This window comes from Pseudomonas sp. GW823-FHT03E05 (genome assembly GCF_058796855.1).
In genome coordinates, this window is record NZ_JBXAJB010000009.1 from 124,922 (window position 1) to 140,792 (window position 15,871).

Sequence of the window (15,871 nt, forward strand, 5' to 3'; positions counted from 1 at the left end):
CAAGGGAAGGCGTAAATACAGGGGATAGGGGGAATACGGGGCGCCGGCCCGGGCGCGATGCGCACGCCAGGGCCGGCGCTGGGGTTACCAGGTCAGCACGGCACCCACGGCGAAGGTGTCGGTGTTTTCGTTCTGTGCATTGGTGTGGTGGCCGTCGATCTCGAACTGGTTGTACTCGGCCACCAGCTTGAGGTTGTCGTTGATGTCGTGGAACAGCGCCACGCCCCGGGTCTGGTAATCCGCGCCGCTGCCCACCACGCCGTTGCCGTCGTCCTTCGTCTTGCCGTAGGACAGCGCCAGGCGGTTCTTGCCGAGCTTGTACGAGCCCTGCAGCAGGTAGCCCTTGCTGTCGACATTGCGCAGGGTGGCCTCGCCGGCATTGTTGGTGAAGAACGGGTTGATGCCCTTGGCCTGGAACCCGGAACCGGTCAGGGACAACCCGCCCATCTTCGCCTGCAGGCCATAGCCCAGGCCCTTGGAGGTCACCGACTGCACGTTGGGGTCGGTGTTGTCGGAGGTCTGGTAGCTGCCGTTGAGCCAGCTGTAGAACTTGGCCCCGCCCAGGTCGAACTGGTAGGTGACCTCGCTCTCGGTGCGCGGGTTCTTCTGGTAGGCCTTGCCCAGGGCGCTGCTGTCGTTGGTGTCCACCGGGTCGAGGATGCCCACCGCCACCCGCAGGCCGTCCATCACCGGGCTGCGGTAAGTGATCTGCGACGACGGAAAGGGATAGGGGTAACCGCTGCCGATGTTGCCGAACGACACCCCGCCGCCGTCCACCAGCCCCAGGCTGTCGCTGACCTGGCCGTACCCGGCGAGCATTTCATCGAGCAGGATGTTGGAACGGGCGAACAGGCCGAAGTCCTTGCCGATCAGCACCTCGCCCCACTCCGGGTTGGCCACGGTGCCGTAGAACTGGCGCACGTCGATGGCGGTGTCGGTGCCGTTGGTCTCGCTGTCGTTGATGGTGACCCAGAACGAGGCCCGGGCGCCGAGCTTGAGGTCGTCCACCTGCTTGCCCATGTTGAAACCTAGGTAGTTGGGCAGAAAGCCCATCTTCACCCGCGCCTGACGGCGGTCGTACTGGTCGCCGGCGCGGTCGACCTTGCTGTTGACGTAGAAGGCGTTGATGTAGCCGTCGGTGGAAAAGGTGGTCTGGTCCTTGTCGTACAGCATGATCTCGGCTTCGGCGACAGAGCCCAGGCCAAGGGTCGACAGGCCGACAAGCAGGGCCGGAATCAGAGGGTACTGGCAGTTCTTATTGTTATGCATGGCGCGCTCCGCAAACGGGGGACGAAATGTCGGAGGCGATTATCGAAACGCGCCAAGGCCGCCCATAGGCTGCCTTGGGGGCAAATTCAGCATGCTTTGGAGGGGCTGGCAGGGACCGGCAAATCCGATCCACGACCGGCCCGCTACCTGGAGTAGCACCAAGGGTTTATCGACCCCGGTGCCAAGGGATAAGGCCTTAAGCCTCAGCCGCCAAAGCGCGCAGTCGCGCCAGTTCGGCAACGGCCAGGGGAATGCCGTGCTCCAGCGATTTGGCCCGGGTGCGGTAGCGTCGGTCGCCGGGCATGCGCTCCAGGCCCACGGCCTGCATCTGCCGCACCAGCTCGCCGCTGCGCTGGGCAAAATGCCCGCCGCCCAGGTGGCTGGGGTCGATGACGATCAGCAGTTGCCCGGTCCAGGGCGTCTGCGCCCCCGGGTGTTGTGACCAGTCGAATTCGAAGGAGAAGTTGCCACCAGTGAGCGCCGCCGCCAGCAGCTCCACCATCATCGACAGCGCCGAGCCCTTGTGCCCGCCAAAGGGCAGCAAGGCGCCGCCGTCGAGAATCTGTGCCGGATCGCAAGTGGGCTGGCCATCGCGATCCACCCCCATGCCCGGCGGCAGCTGCTGGCCCTGGCGCTTGGCGATCTGCACATCGCCGTGGGCGATGGCGCTGGTGGCCAGGTCGAAGACGATGGGCTCGGCGCCTTCGCGGGGTGCGGCGAAGGCAATCGGGTTGGTGCCGAACAGCGGCCGCTGGGCGCCGTGGGGCACCACGCAGGTCATGCTGTTGACCAGGCTCAGGGCCACCAGGCCTTCTTCGGCGAAGGGCTCGACATCCGGCCACAGGGCGGCGAAATGGTGGGAATTGCGAATCGCCAGCACCGCGATTCCGGCGCTGCGGGCCTTGCTCAGCAGCAGCTCGCGGGCCGCCGCCAGGGCCGGCTGGGCAAAGCCGCCTGCGGCGTCCACCGCCACCACGCCGGGGGCCACATCCTCCACTTGCGGCAGCGCCTGCCCATTCACCCAGCCACTGGCCAGGGACGACAGGTAACCGGGAATGCGGAACACCCCGTGGCTGTGGGAGCCGTCGCGCTCGGCGCGGGCGCAGTTGTCGGCCAGCACCCGGGCCACCTCGGCAGAGGTGCCATGGCGAAGAAAAATGCGTTGCAGCAAGTCGGTCAAGGCAGGCAGATCGAGGTACTCGACGGGTGCCTGCGCCAGGGTCGCCTGGTTCGCTTCGGTCATTGCAGCTCCATTGGAATTGTTATTGGAAGGTGCCTGACTATCGCGTCACGCCAGTTAACTGTCAAATGTTGACTTCATGACAGAAAACATTCATTTTCCATTGTCAACGGCCCACAAGAATGAAAACAACCATGAGCCAACCCATCAAGCAACGCCTTGAAAGCAGCCTGTCCAGCGCCACCGCGTCGGGCCGGGCGATTGCCAGCTACATGCTGGCCAACCTCTATGAACTGCCCTTCCAGACCGCCGCCGACATCGCCGAAAAACTCGGCGTCAGCGAGTCCAGCGTCGGCCGCTTCTGCCGCGCCATCGGCTACAGCCATTTCAAGGATCTGAAAAACGACCTGAAGAACGACCTCGGCGAAGGCCCGTGGCTGGTGGGCGACCGCCTGCAGGAATTTCGCCAGCAGCCCAACCCGGCGGCCCAGGGCCTGCCCCGCAGCTTCGAGCTGGAAGTGGCGGCGCTGGTCAAGGTCTACGAATACAGCCTGACCCCGGCCTGGCAGACCGTGGTCCAGCGCCTGGCCAGCCGGCGCCGGGTGTACGTGGCGGGGTTCCAGACCGAGCGCGGCATCGCTGCCTCCATGGTCCACCTGCTGCAATACCTGCGCGACGGCGTGCACCTGGTGGACGGCGCCGCCGGGCATTTCGCCGACGTACTGCTGAGCCCCGCCGAGGACTGCGCCCTGGTGGTGTTCGAGGCCCGGCGCTACTCGCGCCACGCCCTGACCCTATGCCACAAGGCCCGCGAGGCCGGGATTCCGGTGACCCTGGTCACCGACACCTTCTGCGACTGGGCCGAGCAGAACGCCGACGAGGTGTTCCGCGTACCCACTGAATTCAACCTGTTCTGGGAGTCCACCGCGGCCATGCTGTCGCTGGTGCACCTGTTGGTCAACGAGGTGTGCAAGCACCTGGGACCCGAGGTGGAAAAACGCCTGGAAGCCACCGCTGCCCTGCATAACGAGTTTGTTGGCTACACATCGTCCGCCCGACCAAAACAATAAATAACCGAGGTGCTCCATGAACAACGTCCTCCGCTTCGCCGGCGCTTGCGCCCTGGTCATCGCCGCCTCCACGGCCCAGGCTGAAACCCTGAAGATCGCCACCGAAGGCGCCTACCCGCCCTTCAACTACGTGGACTCCAACAACCAACTGCACGGCTTCGACGTGGACATCGCCAACGCCCTGTGCAAACAGATGAAGGTCGAATGCCAGATCGTCGCCCAGGACTGGGAAGGCATCATCCCGGCGCTGCTGGCGAAGAAATACGACGCCGTGGTGGCCTCGATGATCGCCACCGACGAACGCAAGAAGAAGATCGCCTTCAGCAACCACTACTACCGCACCCCGCTGTCGGTGGCGGTGCCCAAGGACTCGGACATCACCGACGCCCAGACCAACTTCAAGGGCCGCACCGTGGGCGCCCAGGCCTCCTCGACCCAGGCCATCTACGCCGAGGACCACTACGGCCCGGCCGGTGCCGACGTGAAGTTCTACCCGACCCTGGACGAAGCCAACAGCGACCTGGCCGCCGGGCGCGTGGACGGGGTGATCGCCGACAAGTTCCCGCTGCTGGCCTGGGCTGAAAGCACCGGCAAGGATTGCTGCAAGATCATCGGCGATGTCAATGGCACCACCGCCGACGCCTCGATCGCAGTGCGCAAGGAAGACAACGCCCTGCGCGAGCGCCTGAACAAGGCCCTGGACGAGATCGTCGCCGACGGCACCTACAAGAAAATCTCCAGCCGCTACTTCGCCTTCGACATCTACTGACCGCCCGCCTTTGCCGCTGCCCTTGCCCCGCGTTCTCTTGAGCGCGGCGGCGCCCTGCACGGTTCATTTTTCCAGAGGGTTCGCGCATGTTCGAACAGCTGTCACTCCTGTCCTTCGCCAGCGGCGGCTGGGGCTCGGCCCTGCTTGCCGGGGCCCTGGTGACCATCGCCCTGGCGCTCGCCTGCGTGCCCATCGGCCTGCCCCTGGGCCTGGCCGTAGCCCTGGCCGCGCGCTCGAAAAACCGCTGGGCGCGGGCCTGGGCCACGACCTTTTCCACGGTGTTTCGCGGCCTGCCGGAGCTCTTGACCCTGCTGATCATCTACTACGGCTGCCAGATTGCCGCGCAGAAGATCCTCGGCGCCCTGGGCTACCCCGGTGAAGTGGCGATCAACACCTTCGTTGCCGCGATGATCGCCTTCAGCCTGGTGTTCGCCGCCTTCTCCAGCGAGATCTGGCTGGCCGCGTTCAAGACCCTGCCCAAGGGCCAGTACGAAGCCGCCCGCGCCCTGAGCCTGTCGCGGCGCACCACCTTCAACCGAATACTGCTGCCGCAACTGACGCGCATCGCTCTGCCGGGGCTTTCCAACAACTGGCTGTCGCTGCTCAAGGACACCTCCCTGGTGTCGACCATTTCCCTGGTGGACCTGATGCGCCAGACCAACCTCGCGGTCAGCGTGACCAAGGAACCCATGCTGTTCTACAGCGTGGCGTGCTTTGGCTACCTGTTCTTCTCGGCGCTGTCCGGGCACCTGTTCAGTTTTCTCGAACGACGCTTCAACCGTGCGCAACGGAGCCTGCAGCCATGAACCTGGATGACCTGCTGAACCTGTTCCTCAACCAGGAACTGCTGGAACGCTACGGCCCGCGCTTTATTGACGGCCTGCTGGTGACCGCCAAGCTGGTGGCGATCTCCTTCAGCCTGGGCGCGGTGCTCGGCCTGCTGATCGCCCTCGGGCGGCTGTCCAGCAATCGTTTCCTGCGGCGCTTCACCGGGGCTTATGTGTACTTCTTCCGTGGCTCGCCGCTGCTGGCCCAGCTGTTCATGCTGTATTACGGCCTGGGTTCGTTCAAAGGCTTCTGGCAGGACGTGGGCCTGTGGTGGTTCTTCCGCGACGCGTGGTTCTGCACCCTGCTGGCCTTCACCCTGAACACCGCCGCCTACCAGGCGGAGATCCTGCGCGGCAGCCTGCTGGCCGTAGCCCAGGGCCAGCGCGAAGCCTGCAAGGCCCTGAGCCTGTCGCGCTGGACCGCGTTTCGCAAAGTGATACTGCCGCAGTCGCTGCTGATCGCCATCGGGCCGTTGGGCAACGAGCTGATTTTGATGATCAAGGCCAGCGCCATCGCCTCCCTGGTGACCATCTACGACCTGATGGGGGTGACCAAGCTGGCCTTCTCCCGCAGCTTCGATTTCCAGATCTACCTGTGGGCCGCGGTGCTGTACCTGCTGATCGTCGAAGTGGTGCGGCGCAGCCTCAAATACCTGGAAGGCCGCCTGGGCCGGCACCTGAACTGAACCCTTGAGCGGGCCGCCGCGCGGCCCCTGTCATAAGGACTGAAACATGCATTGCCAAACCCTCGTTCTGGGCGCCGGAATCGTCGGCGTCAGCAGCGCCCTGCACCTGCAGGCCCGCGGCCGCCAAGTGGTCCTGCTGGACCGCCAGCCCCCGGGCAACGGCACCAGCCACGGCAACGCCGGGCTGATCGAACGCGCCAGCGTGATTCCCTACGCCTTCCCCCGGGAAGTGACCAAGCTGGTGCGCTACGGCCTCAACCAGCAATCGGACGTGCGCTACAGCCTGCGCCACCTGCCCAAGGCCGGCCCCTGGCTGCTGCAATACTGGCGCCACTCCTCGCCCAAGGGCCTGGCTGCCGCCACCCGCGCCATGCTGCCGCTGATCGAACGCTGCATCACCGAACACCTGGCCCTGGCCCGCCCGGCCAACATGCTGCAGCTGATCGCCGACGGCGGCTGGCTCGAAGCCTTCAACGACCAGGAGGCCTTCGACTTCGCCCAGCGCGCCGCCGCCGACCTGCGCGACTACGAGCTCAACTACCGGGTACTGGACCGCGCCGAATTGCTGGCCCTGGAACCCGGCCTGCACCCCGAAGTAGTAGGCGGCCTGCACTGGCTCGACCCCAAGACCGTCAGCGACCCCGGCGGCCTGACCCGCGGCTACGCCGAACTGTTCAAGCAGCGCGGCGGCCAATTCGTCATCGGTGATGCCCTGAGCCTGACCCAGATCGAAGGCGGCTGGCAGGTGCACAGCGAACTCGGCCCGATCAGCGCCCAGGAAGTGGTGGTGGCGCTGGGCCCGCAAGCCAGCGGCCTCTTCGAGCCCCTGGGCTACCGCATTCCCCTGGCGATCAAGCGCGGCTACCACATGCACTACGCCGCCCTGCCCGGCACCCGCCTGCAGCACCCGATCCTCGACCCGGTGGGCGGCTACGTCCTGGCGCCGATGGTGGGCGGCATCCGCCTGACCACCGGCATCGAATTCGCCGACCGCGACGACCCCATCAACGAAATCCAACTGCGCCGCTGCGAAGCCCTGGCCCGGAACTTCTACCCCTTGGGCGAACGCCTCGACGCCGAACCCTGGCTGGGCCGCCGCCCGTGCCTGCCGGACATGTGCCCAGTGATCGGCCCGGCCCCGCGCCACCCTGGCCTGTGGTTCAACTTCGGCCACGCCCACCACGGCCTGACCCTGGGCCCGGTGAGCGGCCAACTGCTGGCGCAGATGGTCACCGGCGAAACCCCGTTTACCGACCCCACCCCCTACCGCGCCGAGCGCTTCAACTGACCGACGGAGAACCGCCATGCAGACCCAGACCGCCCCGCTTCCCGCCGCCCGCCAAGCGCCCGCCCAGCCCGTTGCCGACCCGCGTGAAGTGGTGATCGATATTGCCGGGCTGAACAAGTTCTACGGCGCCTTTCATGTACTGCACGACATCGACCTCAAGGTGCGCCAGGGCGAACGCATCGTCCTCTGCGGGCCTTCCGGCTCGGGTAAATCCACCCTGATCCGCTGCATCAACCGCCTGGAAATCGCCGAAAAAGGCCGCATCCTGGTGGACCGCACCGACCTCTCGCAAAACACCCGCGAAGCAGCGCAAGTGCGCAGCCAAGTGGGCATGGTGTTCCAGCACTTCAACCTATTCCCGCACATGAGCGTGCTGGACAACTGCACCCTGGCACCGATGACCGTGCGCGGGTTGTCGCGGAAAAAAGCTGAAGAACTGGCGCGGGGGTTTCTGGCCAAGGTGGGGATTGAGAATCAGGCGAATAAGTACCCGAGCCAACTGTCCGGCGGGCAGCAACAGCGCGTGGCGATTGCTAGGGCGTTGTGCATGGAGCCGAAGATCATGCTGTTCGATGAACCGACTTCGGCGCTGGACCCGGAGATGGTGTGCGAAGTGCTGGACGTGATGGTCAAGCTGGCCGATAGCGGCATGACCATGCTCTGCGTAACCCACGAGATGTGCTTTGCCCGGCAGGTGGCTGGGCGGGTGCTGTTTTTGGATGGGGGGCGGATTGTGGAGGATGCGCCGCCGGAGGAGTTTTTTGGGGCGCCGAAGAGTGAGAGGGCTAAGGCGTTTCTTGCACAGATTGTGCATTGAGTGGATGGGCGCCGCGTATTGTGCGGCGCCTGTTTAGCTTAAGTAGAGGTATTTATTGCTTCACTTAGTGAGAGACTGCTATCGGCCAACAGCTGCCATCGCGAGGGTCGTAGATCTACCCATTGCAGCCGTTAAGCGCCGTACAAGCCTGGCATAGTGGCCGGTTGTTGAATGGGGTCACAGGTGTCGTTGACTTTTCGATGTTATCTAGTAACTGTAAAAAATGAAAAGTTTGCAAGACGCAGGCTAATCGCTATCATGCTCAGATTCCCCTATGGGGATAACGGTGTTGCCTTCTACCGACTAGCAATAGCCGGTCTTCAGCTGCGAGGACTCGCACTGATGGGGGGACGGCGTCACAGCCTTCCCAACCATGTGATAACTTACTTTTACTTGGGTTGATACCGTGGAAAAGCCTGAGTCTAACTCAGGCTTTTTTGTTTGGGGGGAGTATGCGGTTAGAGAAACAACTGGAATGCATAATTCGTGAGGAAGCTGAGAAATTAATTACTCGGTATCACGAATACCATAATAGAGTGCATCTTGAAGCTAAAAGGAATGCAAGGCGTCTTGGAGATGCCGTACCTCCCAAAAAAATTTATACACCAGACTATTGGGGTATTGATAAAAAATATAACCCATTCTATGTGAAGGGCAAGTACAAAAGCATTGCTCGGTCAATGGCAAAAAAAATAGAAGATCGTACGTATACCCCAAATAGCCCATATGTAAAATCTGTCCCTAAGCCTGATGGTGGAATAAGAAAAGTAGCGATTTACCAAATCCCCGACGCGGCTATATCAAAGCATTTTTTCAATAGGCTTCTGGCTAAAAATCGACATCGGTTTAGCTCATTTTCCTATGCCTATCGCAACGATAGGAACGTTCATTTCGCGATACAAGACATCTCCGTTGATCTTCGAAGGAATGAAAGGACTTTCTTAGCTGAATTTGATTTTTCAGATTTCTTTGGCTCTATTTCTCATTCTTTCCTTAAAGATCAGTTCCAGGAGAATGGATTTTTTATAAGTTCGGAAGAAAGATTCATAGTTAATTCGTTTCTGAAAGAGAGGACGGTTGGAGTTCCCCAAGGCACATCGATTAGTTTGTTTCTGGCAAATCTAACCTGCTGGAAGTTCGACCAAGATTTGGAGCGGGAAGGCGTGAAGTTTTCACGCTATGCCGATGATACAATTGTGTGGTCACCGGATTATTCTAAGATATGCAACGCATTTGGTTTTATCAATAGTTTTTCCAAGCAAGCTGGTGTTAAAATTAATGCCGCAAAATCCGAAGGGATATCAATATTAACAAAGGATGGTTTGCCATCTGAGATTGTTGCAAAAACAAGTCTAAATTTCTTAGGATACTCTCTTTCAGTTGACAGGGTTTCAATTAAGGATAAGTCGCTAAAGAAAATTCAAAAACAAATTTCATATATTTTGTATCGTAATTTGATTCAACCTCTCAAGCAGCAGAATCTTGCAGGTCAACGCATACCGGCCAATGATAGAGATGTCAATCTGTTGTCGGCCATGTTAGAGGTCCGCAGGTACATGTATGGAGGCCTCAGTAATAAACAAATTAAAGACTATTTGTCCGGTAGAGCCAAAAGGATATATTTCAAAGGTGTTATGAGTTTTTATCCCTTGGTTGACGACGTCACTCAGCTAAAGATGCTTGATGGGTGGCTCCTCTCCGTAATTCATCGGGTTTTGAAGTTGCGTTCAAAGTTGCTGATAAGTCACGGCCACAACAGATCAAATCGTTTTCCATTTAATGCATCTCGAACACAGCTGCTAAATACTTGTTCAAAAACTCATCTGCTTGAAATTCCTAGCTTTTTACTAATACACATGGCCTTGAAAAAAGGATTGATTGAGAGTGGCATTGAAAGGGTTATGAATCCCGACTCTTTAAACTATGATTATCGTTGATGGGTGTTCGATTAAATTTAATAATTTGTAAAATTCTGATAGATCGAAAGATCTGCTTTTAGCCGTATTCTGCCAGTCGCGATGAGGTAGAAAAGGACTCAGAGCCGCCCTTCACGGAAGACAGTCCACGGCCAAGAGCTGACTCTGGGAAAGCCCATAGAACTTCTAACGCACGCATCGTGTGTGCAAGGGCTCCAGTCGTCCGCACCGTCGAATATGTCGATTGCTGTGGTCGCATCCCGAGACTCTATTTATGAATGCTAGAACCACTCAGGAAAAGATATGGGATATAAAGAATTAAATACATTTGCATTTTTTAGTGCGTCTGCCAAAAGATACTTGCGCATCGCCGAAAAAGAGGAGCCGGGTTTCGCTTTTGACCTGATAAGTGTCATGGTTATGAGCGCGTTTTCGATAGAGGCATACTTGAATCATTTAGGCGCAAAAATAATTCCGGATTGGTTTCCTTCAAAAGAGAGTAAGTCTGTTTGGGCTAAATACAGGATATTGCGTGACGCCGTCGGGCTTCCTGTGCTTAGTCTGGAGCAAGCATATCCGGGAGTTGCTGCGGTTCTTAAGTTCAGAAATAATATGGCTCATGGGCGAACGGAAAGGCATGAACTGACACTCACCATAGACTCAGAGTCGCAGGATAACCCTGTTGGGTGGCAAACTCATTTAGATATGTCGATAGTCCGCACCCGTTTTGAAGAGTGTCAGGAGCTTATAAAAGAGTTGCATAGCGCTGGTGGACTTGGAGAACATCCATTTTTTGCACTGTCAAGCTCGGCGACATTTGAACCGATAAAAGAATATTGAAATAGTTAAGTCGCTACTTGGTTGTGGGGGCGGATGGTAGGACAGCTAATCCGGTTATAATGCGACACATCAATCCAGCGAAAGTTCGGGTACATAGCACTGCTGTATTTCTGAAAGTGTTTCTTTGAATGATGGGCATGACGCTATTTGCCGGTAGGTCGGGAAATCGGCACAGATAAATAGATAGATAAAAATTGGAGAAGTCTTTTGAGACGGGATTGGGTAGTCTGGTGCGTTTGTTTGGGGTTGTTTCTGTCAGGTTGCATTTTTGCAAACTTGTGGTCGCTTGGATCTTGGAATCTGAGTCTGCTTTATAGTTGGTTGAATAACTCAGCCGGTCTGGCATCTTGGGCCCAAGCATTCGGAGCCGTAGCTGCAATACTTGGGGCTGCCCATCTAGGTACTCAACAGATTAGAAATAGTCAACAAACTATTGAGAGAGAAAAGGCACTTAGGTCAGGAGCATTATTGGCTGTTTATGCAAGTGCTTCAAAAAACTCTAGAAATCTATCGGAACTCCTTGAGTCGTTTCCTGCGCTGAATGTTTTGTCATTACGCTGGAAGATCCATATAAAAGGAATGTTTGAAAGCAATCTGCATGTAATTGAAGGTATTACATATCAGGATTTAGTTAGGTATGAGTTTGTAGTTTCCCATACTGCAATATATTCCTATATGACGGCTATAAGAAATATAGCGTGCGAATTGGTAGAGCTTTGTGAGTCTGGTGAAGACCTAGCCTCACACAAGCCAGTATCTGAGGAGGTAAAAATAAAATCTAGTATCGCTCATATGTATGGCCAGATTGGTGAGCATAATAAGCTGGTACAAGAAGCGTGGCGTATATATAAAGACACTTATGAAGAATATGTGCGGGACTTAGGTGTTGACTCAGAGCTTGAGAAAATTGAACGCTACCGATAGCGATTGGCCTGCCATTCATATTTTCCTTAGGTCGCTGGAACATAGTTTTGTGTTTACGCAAGCCAATGATCGCGGTCAAAGTGGCCGGCGATGGGGGCATTGGAGTCAGCAAAAGAGCTGGATGACGATCAGACCCCTTCCGCGCCGAGAGCATGACAGCTCAGAATTAGGTTCTGAATCGCCTCGTTCACGTCCCCGATATCGTTCCAAGCCATCAGGTGATCACGCTTCTGTCGTGTGCCGCGCTAAGCGAGTTTAGATTCTCCTACCAATAGGAACCAGGTTTCATTTTTCATGTAGCTGAGTCGCGATAATAGATATTCGTAACTGACTGCTTTTGGCCGAAAGCTGCCTCTCAAGCCTGTCTACAAAACCAGAGGCAATTCAGCTGATGCGACAGTTACTAACTGTTACGACATAACCGTTCAAACATCTCACCCAATGCACGGTTGCCGCCTCCAAACACCGCCCCTATAGTCCCCCTCGCAGCAACACCCGCGACGACCTTGGCCGGTCGAATTACAACGCAGCATCAGCGTCCCAAACACCTTTGCAGTCGCCTCTCCGGTGCCCGCGACAGGATCTTATGACGGCTGTGCGCGTTAGTTCTCCGGTCGTCATATACGCGCGCAGCGGTCATTTTCCTCGTAGTCGGCAACACAGGTGATTGCTCCATGCACAGGAGCTATACCGATGATTGACCAGCCACTCTCGCGCTTTACCGCCGTCGACACCCACGACGCCAGCCAAGCCGTTTTCTACCTCGACACCCAAGCCTCCCTGAGCGATCTGGCCAGCAGTGCGGCCCATCGTTTCACCGTGGTGCGGGATCTGATGGACACGCTGTCCACGCTTAACCTGAAAGACATTGCCGACTGCGATCTGACGCGGGTCACCCGAGGGGTGCATCTGCTCACCCGGGAGGGTTGCGCGGTGCTGGAGGTGATTCAGTGGCGAACAGCGCAAGAGCCCTGAACGCCATTGAACTCAACCAGCGCGTAAAACGCGCTTGGTTTTGCTTTGGCTTTTGATCTTGCTCTTGATCTTCCTGCCCCCTCCAGAAGGCCGAACGCAGGCGTTGCGCAGGGGGCAGCTCGGCATGGATGCCGAGCTAGCCGCCATCAGGCCATGGATGGCCTGTGGCGGCGGGCCCCCGGAGCAATGCCGGAGAGAGGGAACGCCGAGCCTTAGCGAGGCGCCGGATGCGGGGGCAGGAGGCCTTTGGTTACTTTGGGCCTCTCCAAAGTGACCCGCTGTAAGAGCGGAACCCTAAGCAGCCGTGACCGCAGCAACGGATATGTCCACAGAACCGTATGCAGCTAGGTGAAAAGCATCAGCAGGTTTGGCGAGGACTGCGTCCTCGTGCGCAGCCTCGCTGCGCTCGACAGCGGCTACAGATTTCGACGGTCAGGGCCATCAGGAAACTGCTTACTTTGCGCTCTTCAAAAGTGACCCGCTGTAAGAGCGAAACCCTAAGCAGCCGTGACCGCAGCAACGGATATGTACGCAGAACCGTATGCAGCCAGGTGAAAAGCATCGGCAGGTTTGGCGAGGACTGCGTCCTCGTGCGCAGCCTCGCTGCGCTCGACAGCGGCTACAGGTTTTGGTCTGGCCCTTGAGCCTTCGCCACAGGGGGTGTGGCCTGCCAAATGGCGGGGGCTGCCACAGGGAAGACTCCAGCCTCAGCGGCCGTAGCCCCCTTTTCAGCCAATGGCCCGAGCCAACCGCAACGCCACGCTCGCCGCCTGCTCGGCACTGACCACATTGGTGAACCCCATCACCAACCCCTGCCTAACCTCGCCCCCCAGATACCACTGCGACAACGGCTCCACCGCAATCCCCTCCCCCCGAGCCCGCTGGGCAATCTGCAAATCGTCCCCCTCCCCCAGCCCAGCCACCACATGCATGCCCCCCGCCTGCGGGTCTATCTGCAAGCGCCCACCCACCTGCTGGTGCAACGCCTCCACCAGCCATTGCCGCCGACGCGCATACAGGCCGCGCATTTTGTTCAGGTGCCGGGCAAAGTGCCCCTCGTTGAGAAAGGCCGCGACGGTCGCTTGCAGCAGGTGCGGGCAGTGGTTGTGCAAACGATCCGCCTGGCGGGCGAACGCTGGGGTCTGTTCGGCGGGCACCACCAGGTAGGCCAGGCGCAGGCCTGGAAACAGGACTTTGCTGAAGGTTCCGGTGTAGAGCACGCGACCTTGCTGGTCGAGGCTCTTGAGCGCCGGCAAGGGCTTGCCCTGGTAGCGGTATTCGCTGTCGTAGTCGTCCTCGATGATCCAGCTGCCCTGCCGGTTGGCCCAGTCCAGCAGGGCCAGGCGCCGCGGCAGGGACAGCGACACCCCCAGCGGGCTCTGGTGGGTCGGGGTGACCACGGCAAAGCCGGCCTCCGGGGCGCGGGCGATGCCTTGGGCGACGTCCAGGCCTTGATCGTCCACGGGCACCGGCACCAACTGTGCGCCGGCTTCCAGCAGCGCGCTCCTGGCCATGAAGTAGCCGGGCTCTTCCAGCCAGCAGGTGGCGCCCGGGCGCATCAGCGTGTGGCTGATCAAGTCGAGGCAGGCGCGGTAGCCGGCGCAGACGAAAATCTGCTCCGGGTGGCAGCTGATGCCCCGGGAAATCCCCAGGTAGGAGGCAATGGCCGCCCGCAACGGGGCGTAGCCGCGCGCGTCCGGGTAGACCAGGCCTTCGACGCCCGCCTGGCGCAGGTGCCGGCCCGCCAGGCGGGTCCAGAGCTTGCGCGGAAAGGCATCCAGCGCTGGCAGGCCCATTTGCAGGGCCAGGGGCGAGGTGCCGGCATGGGTGGCCTGGTAGGTCGTGGGGGCCACTGGGGCGCGCTGCGTGGGCGCCGAAACCGGCGCCAGTTGCGGGGTGACAATGGTCCCGGCGGCCCCGCGAGCAGTCAGGTAGCCCTCGCCTATCAGCAGCTGGTAGGCCGCTTCCACGGTGCCCCGCGCCAGGTTGAGTTCCGCCGCCAAGGCGCGAACCGCCGGCACTCGGTCCCCCGGACGCAGGCGGCCATCGGCGATAGACTCGCGAAACCGCTGGTAAAGCTGGCGATAGATCGGCGCCGTCTGGCTGCGGTCCAATTCGAAAGGAAGGATCATGGCCTAGTCATTTATGCATTTTTTGGCCCTGTAGCTTAAGCCATTGACCTTCTAAAGTGGGTCATCTCTTTTCAGCGGATGACGGACATGCCCTACACCCTTCAACACCTCGAAAGCGAAGCGGCCCTGGCGGCCAGTTTCGACTTGATGCGTGTCTTGCGCCCCCACCTCACCAGCCCGGCGGCCTATGTCACCCAATGGGCACGGCAGGCCGAACAGGGCTACCGCTTGCTTGCCGCGTGGGACGCTGAGCGCATCGTCGGCCTGGCGGGTTACCGCGAGCTGGAAAACCTGCTCTACGGGCGCTTCATCTACGTCGATGACCTGGTCGTGAGCCCGGAGCTTCAGCGCAGCGGCTTGGGTGCGCGGCTGCTGAGCGCCGTGCGTGATGAGGCCGTGCAGCGTCAATGCGATCACTTGGTCCTGGATACCGGCCTGCATATGCCCCTGGCCCAGCGCTTCTATTTCCGTCAGGGGTTGCTGGCCCGTGGCATGCATTTCACTCAGCGACTTCAAGGTGGGGAGCCGGCATGAACAACCTTCTACTGATCAACGCCAGCCCCCGTGGGCAGGTTTCCCATGGCAACCAGTTGGCACTGGAACTGGTGAGTTCCCTGCGCCAACGCTATCCGCACCTGGAACTGGTCGAGCGCGATCTGGGGGCCAATCCGTTGCCACCCCTGGGCATGGACTACGCCCACGCCCTGACCACCCCCACGCCCTTCGACGCGCCACTGTTCGAGGTGTCCGAAGGGCTGATCGGCGAGTTGGAGCGCAGCGATGCCCTGCTCATTGCCACGCCCATGCACAACTTCACCCTGCCGGCGGCGCTCAAGCTGTGGATCGACTACGTGCTGCGCATTCACCGGACCTTCAGCTCCGGCCCGGAGGGCAAGGTCGGCCTGCTCAAGGACCGCCCGGTGCATGTACTGGTCAGTTCCGGCGGCTTTCACCAGGGCGAACGGGCACGCCAACCGGATTTTCTGACGCCTTACCTGCGCCAGGTGCTGAACACCCTCGGCCTGTTCGACCTGCAGTTCACTTATCTGCAAGGGTTGGTGTTCGGTGAAGAGGCCGTGCGTGCAACCCTCGACGAGGCCCGCAGCGCACTGTCCTTGCAGCCCCTGTTCAACCCTCTCGTTTGTGCCTGATCACTTTTTTCCCTATCGGAGTTTCAC

15 protein-coding genes are annotated in these 15,871 nt (G+C 59.4%); 12 read left to right on the forward strand and 3 right to left on the reverse strand.

Features of this window, described 5'->3' with window-relative positions; translation table 11 throughout:
- Nucleotides 1-84: 84 nt before the first annotated feature.
- Nucleotides 85-1,269 carry a porin gene (locus tag AC1RCO_RS28835; RefSeq protein ID WP_492618294.1) on the reverse strand — a complete coding sequence of 395 codons (1,185 nt, stop codon included), beginning with the start codon at nucleotides 1,267-1,269 and terminating at the stop codon, nucleotides 85-87.
- Nucleotides 1,270-1,465: 196 nt separating this feature from the next.
- Nucleotides 1,466-2,512, reverse strand: a complete 1,047-nt coding sequence (locus AC1RCO_RS28840) for an Ldh family oxidoreductase (protein WP_492618295.1) — start codon at nucleotides 2,510-2,512, stop codon at nucleotides 1,466-1,468.
- Nucleotides 2,513-2,643: 131 nt separating this feature from the next.
- Here AC1RCO_RS28840 and AC1RCO_RS28845 point away from each other — a divergent pair, with 131 nt between their 5' ends.
- From AC1RCO_RS28845 to AC1RCO_RS28890, 10 genes are all read left to right on the forward strand, one after another.
- A complete protein-coding gene (locus tag AC1RCO_RS28845) occupies nucleotides 2,644-3,519 on the forward strand; it encodes a MurR/RpiR family transcriptional regulator (RefSeq protein WP_047285528.1) in 876 nt (291 codons plus the stop codon).
- Nucleotides 3,520-3,535: 16 nt separating this feature from the next.
- On the forward strand, nucleotides 3,536-4,288 hold the full coding sequence (locus AC1RCO_RS28850) for a transporter substrate-binding domain-containing protein (protein ID WP_123576563.1): 753 nt from the start codon (nucleotides 3,536-3,538) through the stop codon (nucleotides 4,286-4,288).
- Between the two features lie 86 nt (nucleotides 4,289-4,374).
- Entirely contained in the window at nucleotides 4,375-5,094 is a 720-nt protein-coding gene (locus AC1RCO_RS28855; RefSeq protein WP_492618296.1) for an ABC transporter permease, read from the forward strand.
- The gene (locus AC1RCO_RS28860) at nucleotides 5,091-5,801 is read left to right on the forward strand and encodes an ABC transporter permease (RefSeq protein WP_011060496.1); all 711 of its coding nucleotides are present in this window, start codon (nucleotides 5,091-5,093) and stop codon (nucleotides 5,799-5,801) included. The genes AC1RCO_RS28855 and AC1RCO_RS28860 overlap by 4 nt, the downstream gene beginning before the upstream one ends.
- Nucleotides 5,802-5,847: 46 nt before the next feature.
- Nucleotides 5,848-7,089 (forward strand): NAD(P)/FAD-dependent oxidoreductase, encoded by a 1,242-nt coding sequence (locus tag AC1RCO_RS28865; RefSeq protein WP_492618297.1) that lies wholly within the window; start codon nucleotides 5,848-5,850, stop codon nucleotides 7,087-7,089.
- 16 nt (nucleotides 7,090-7,105) lie between these two features.
- The gene (locus tag AC1RCO_RS28870) at nucleotides 7,106-7,906 is read left to right on the forward strand and encodes an amino acid ABC transporter ATP-binding protein (RefSeq protein ID WP_492618298.1); all 801 of its coding nucleotides are present in this window, start codon (nucleotides 7,106-7,108) and stop codon (nucleotides 7,904-7,906) included.
- Between the two features lie 452 nt (nucleotides 7,907-8,358).
- Nucleotides 8,359-9,843 carry a reverse transcriptase domain-containing protein gene (locus AC1RCO_RS28875; RefSeq protein WP_492618299.1) on the forward strand — a complete coding sequence of 495 codons (1,485 nt, stop codon included), beginning with the start codon at nucleotides 8,359-8,361 and terminating at the stop codon, nucleotides 9,841-9,843.
- 282 nt (nucleotides 9,844-10,125) lie between these two features.
- On the forward strand, nucleotides 10,126-10,662 hold the full coding sequence (locus tag AC1RCO_RS28880) for a hypothetical protein (RefSeq protein ID WP_492618300.1): 537 nt from the start codon (nucleotides 10,126-10,128) through the stop codon (nucleotides 10,660-10,662).
- 240 nt (nucleotides 10,663-10,902) lie between these two features.
- Nucleotides 10,903-11,586 carry a hypothetical protein gene (locus AC1RCO_RS28885; protein WP_492618301.1) on the forward strand — a complete coding sequence of 228 codons (684 nt, stop codon included), beginning with the start codon at nucleotides 10,903-10,905 and terminating at the stop codon, nucleotides 11,584-11,586.
- 693 nt (nucleotides 11,587-12,279) lie between these two features.
- Nucleotides 12,280-12,561 carry a hypothetical protein gene (locus tag AC1RCO_RS28890; RefSeq protein WP_492618302.1) on the forward strand — a complete coding sequence of 94 codons (282 nt, stop codon included), beginning with the start codon at nucleotides 12,280-12,282 and terminating at the stop codon, nucleotides 12,559-12,561.
- A 728-nt stretch (nucleotides 12,562-13,289) separates the two neighbouring features.
- Here the strand turns inward: AC1RCO_RS28890 and pdxR are convergent.
- A complete protein-coding gene (gene pdxR / locus AC1RCO_RS28895) occupies nucleotides 13,290-14,693 on the reverse strand; it encodes a MocR-like pyridoxine biosynthesis transcription factor PdxR (RefSeq protein WP_492618303.1) in 1,404 nt (467 codons plus the stop codon).
- An 87-nt stretch (nucleotides 14,694-14,780) separates the two neighbouring features.
- On the opposite strand from pdxR, the gene AC1RCO_RS28900 reads away from it, so the two are divergent.
- Nucleotides 14,781-15,227 (forward strand): GNAT family N-acetyltransferase, encoded by a 447-nt coding sequence (locus AC1RCO_RS28900; RefSeq protein ID WP_492618304.1) that lies wholly within the window; start codon nucleotides 14,781-14,783, stop codon nucleotides 15,225-15,227.
- Nucleotides 15,224-15,844 (forward strand): FMN-dependent NADH-azoreductase, encoded by a 621-nt coding sequence (locus AC1RCO_RS28905; RefSeq protein WP_492618305.1) that lies wholly within the window; start codon nucleotides 15,224-15,226, stop codon nucleotides 15,842-15,844. The genes AC1RCO_RS28900 and AC1RCO_RS28905 overlap by 4 nt, the downstream gene beginning before the upstream one ends.
- The last annotated feature ends 27 nt before the right edge of the window (nucleotides 15,845-15,871 follow it).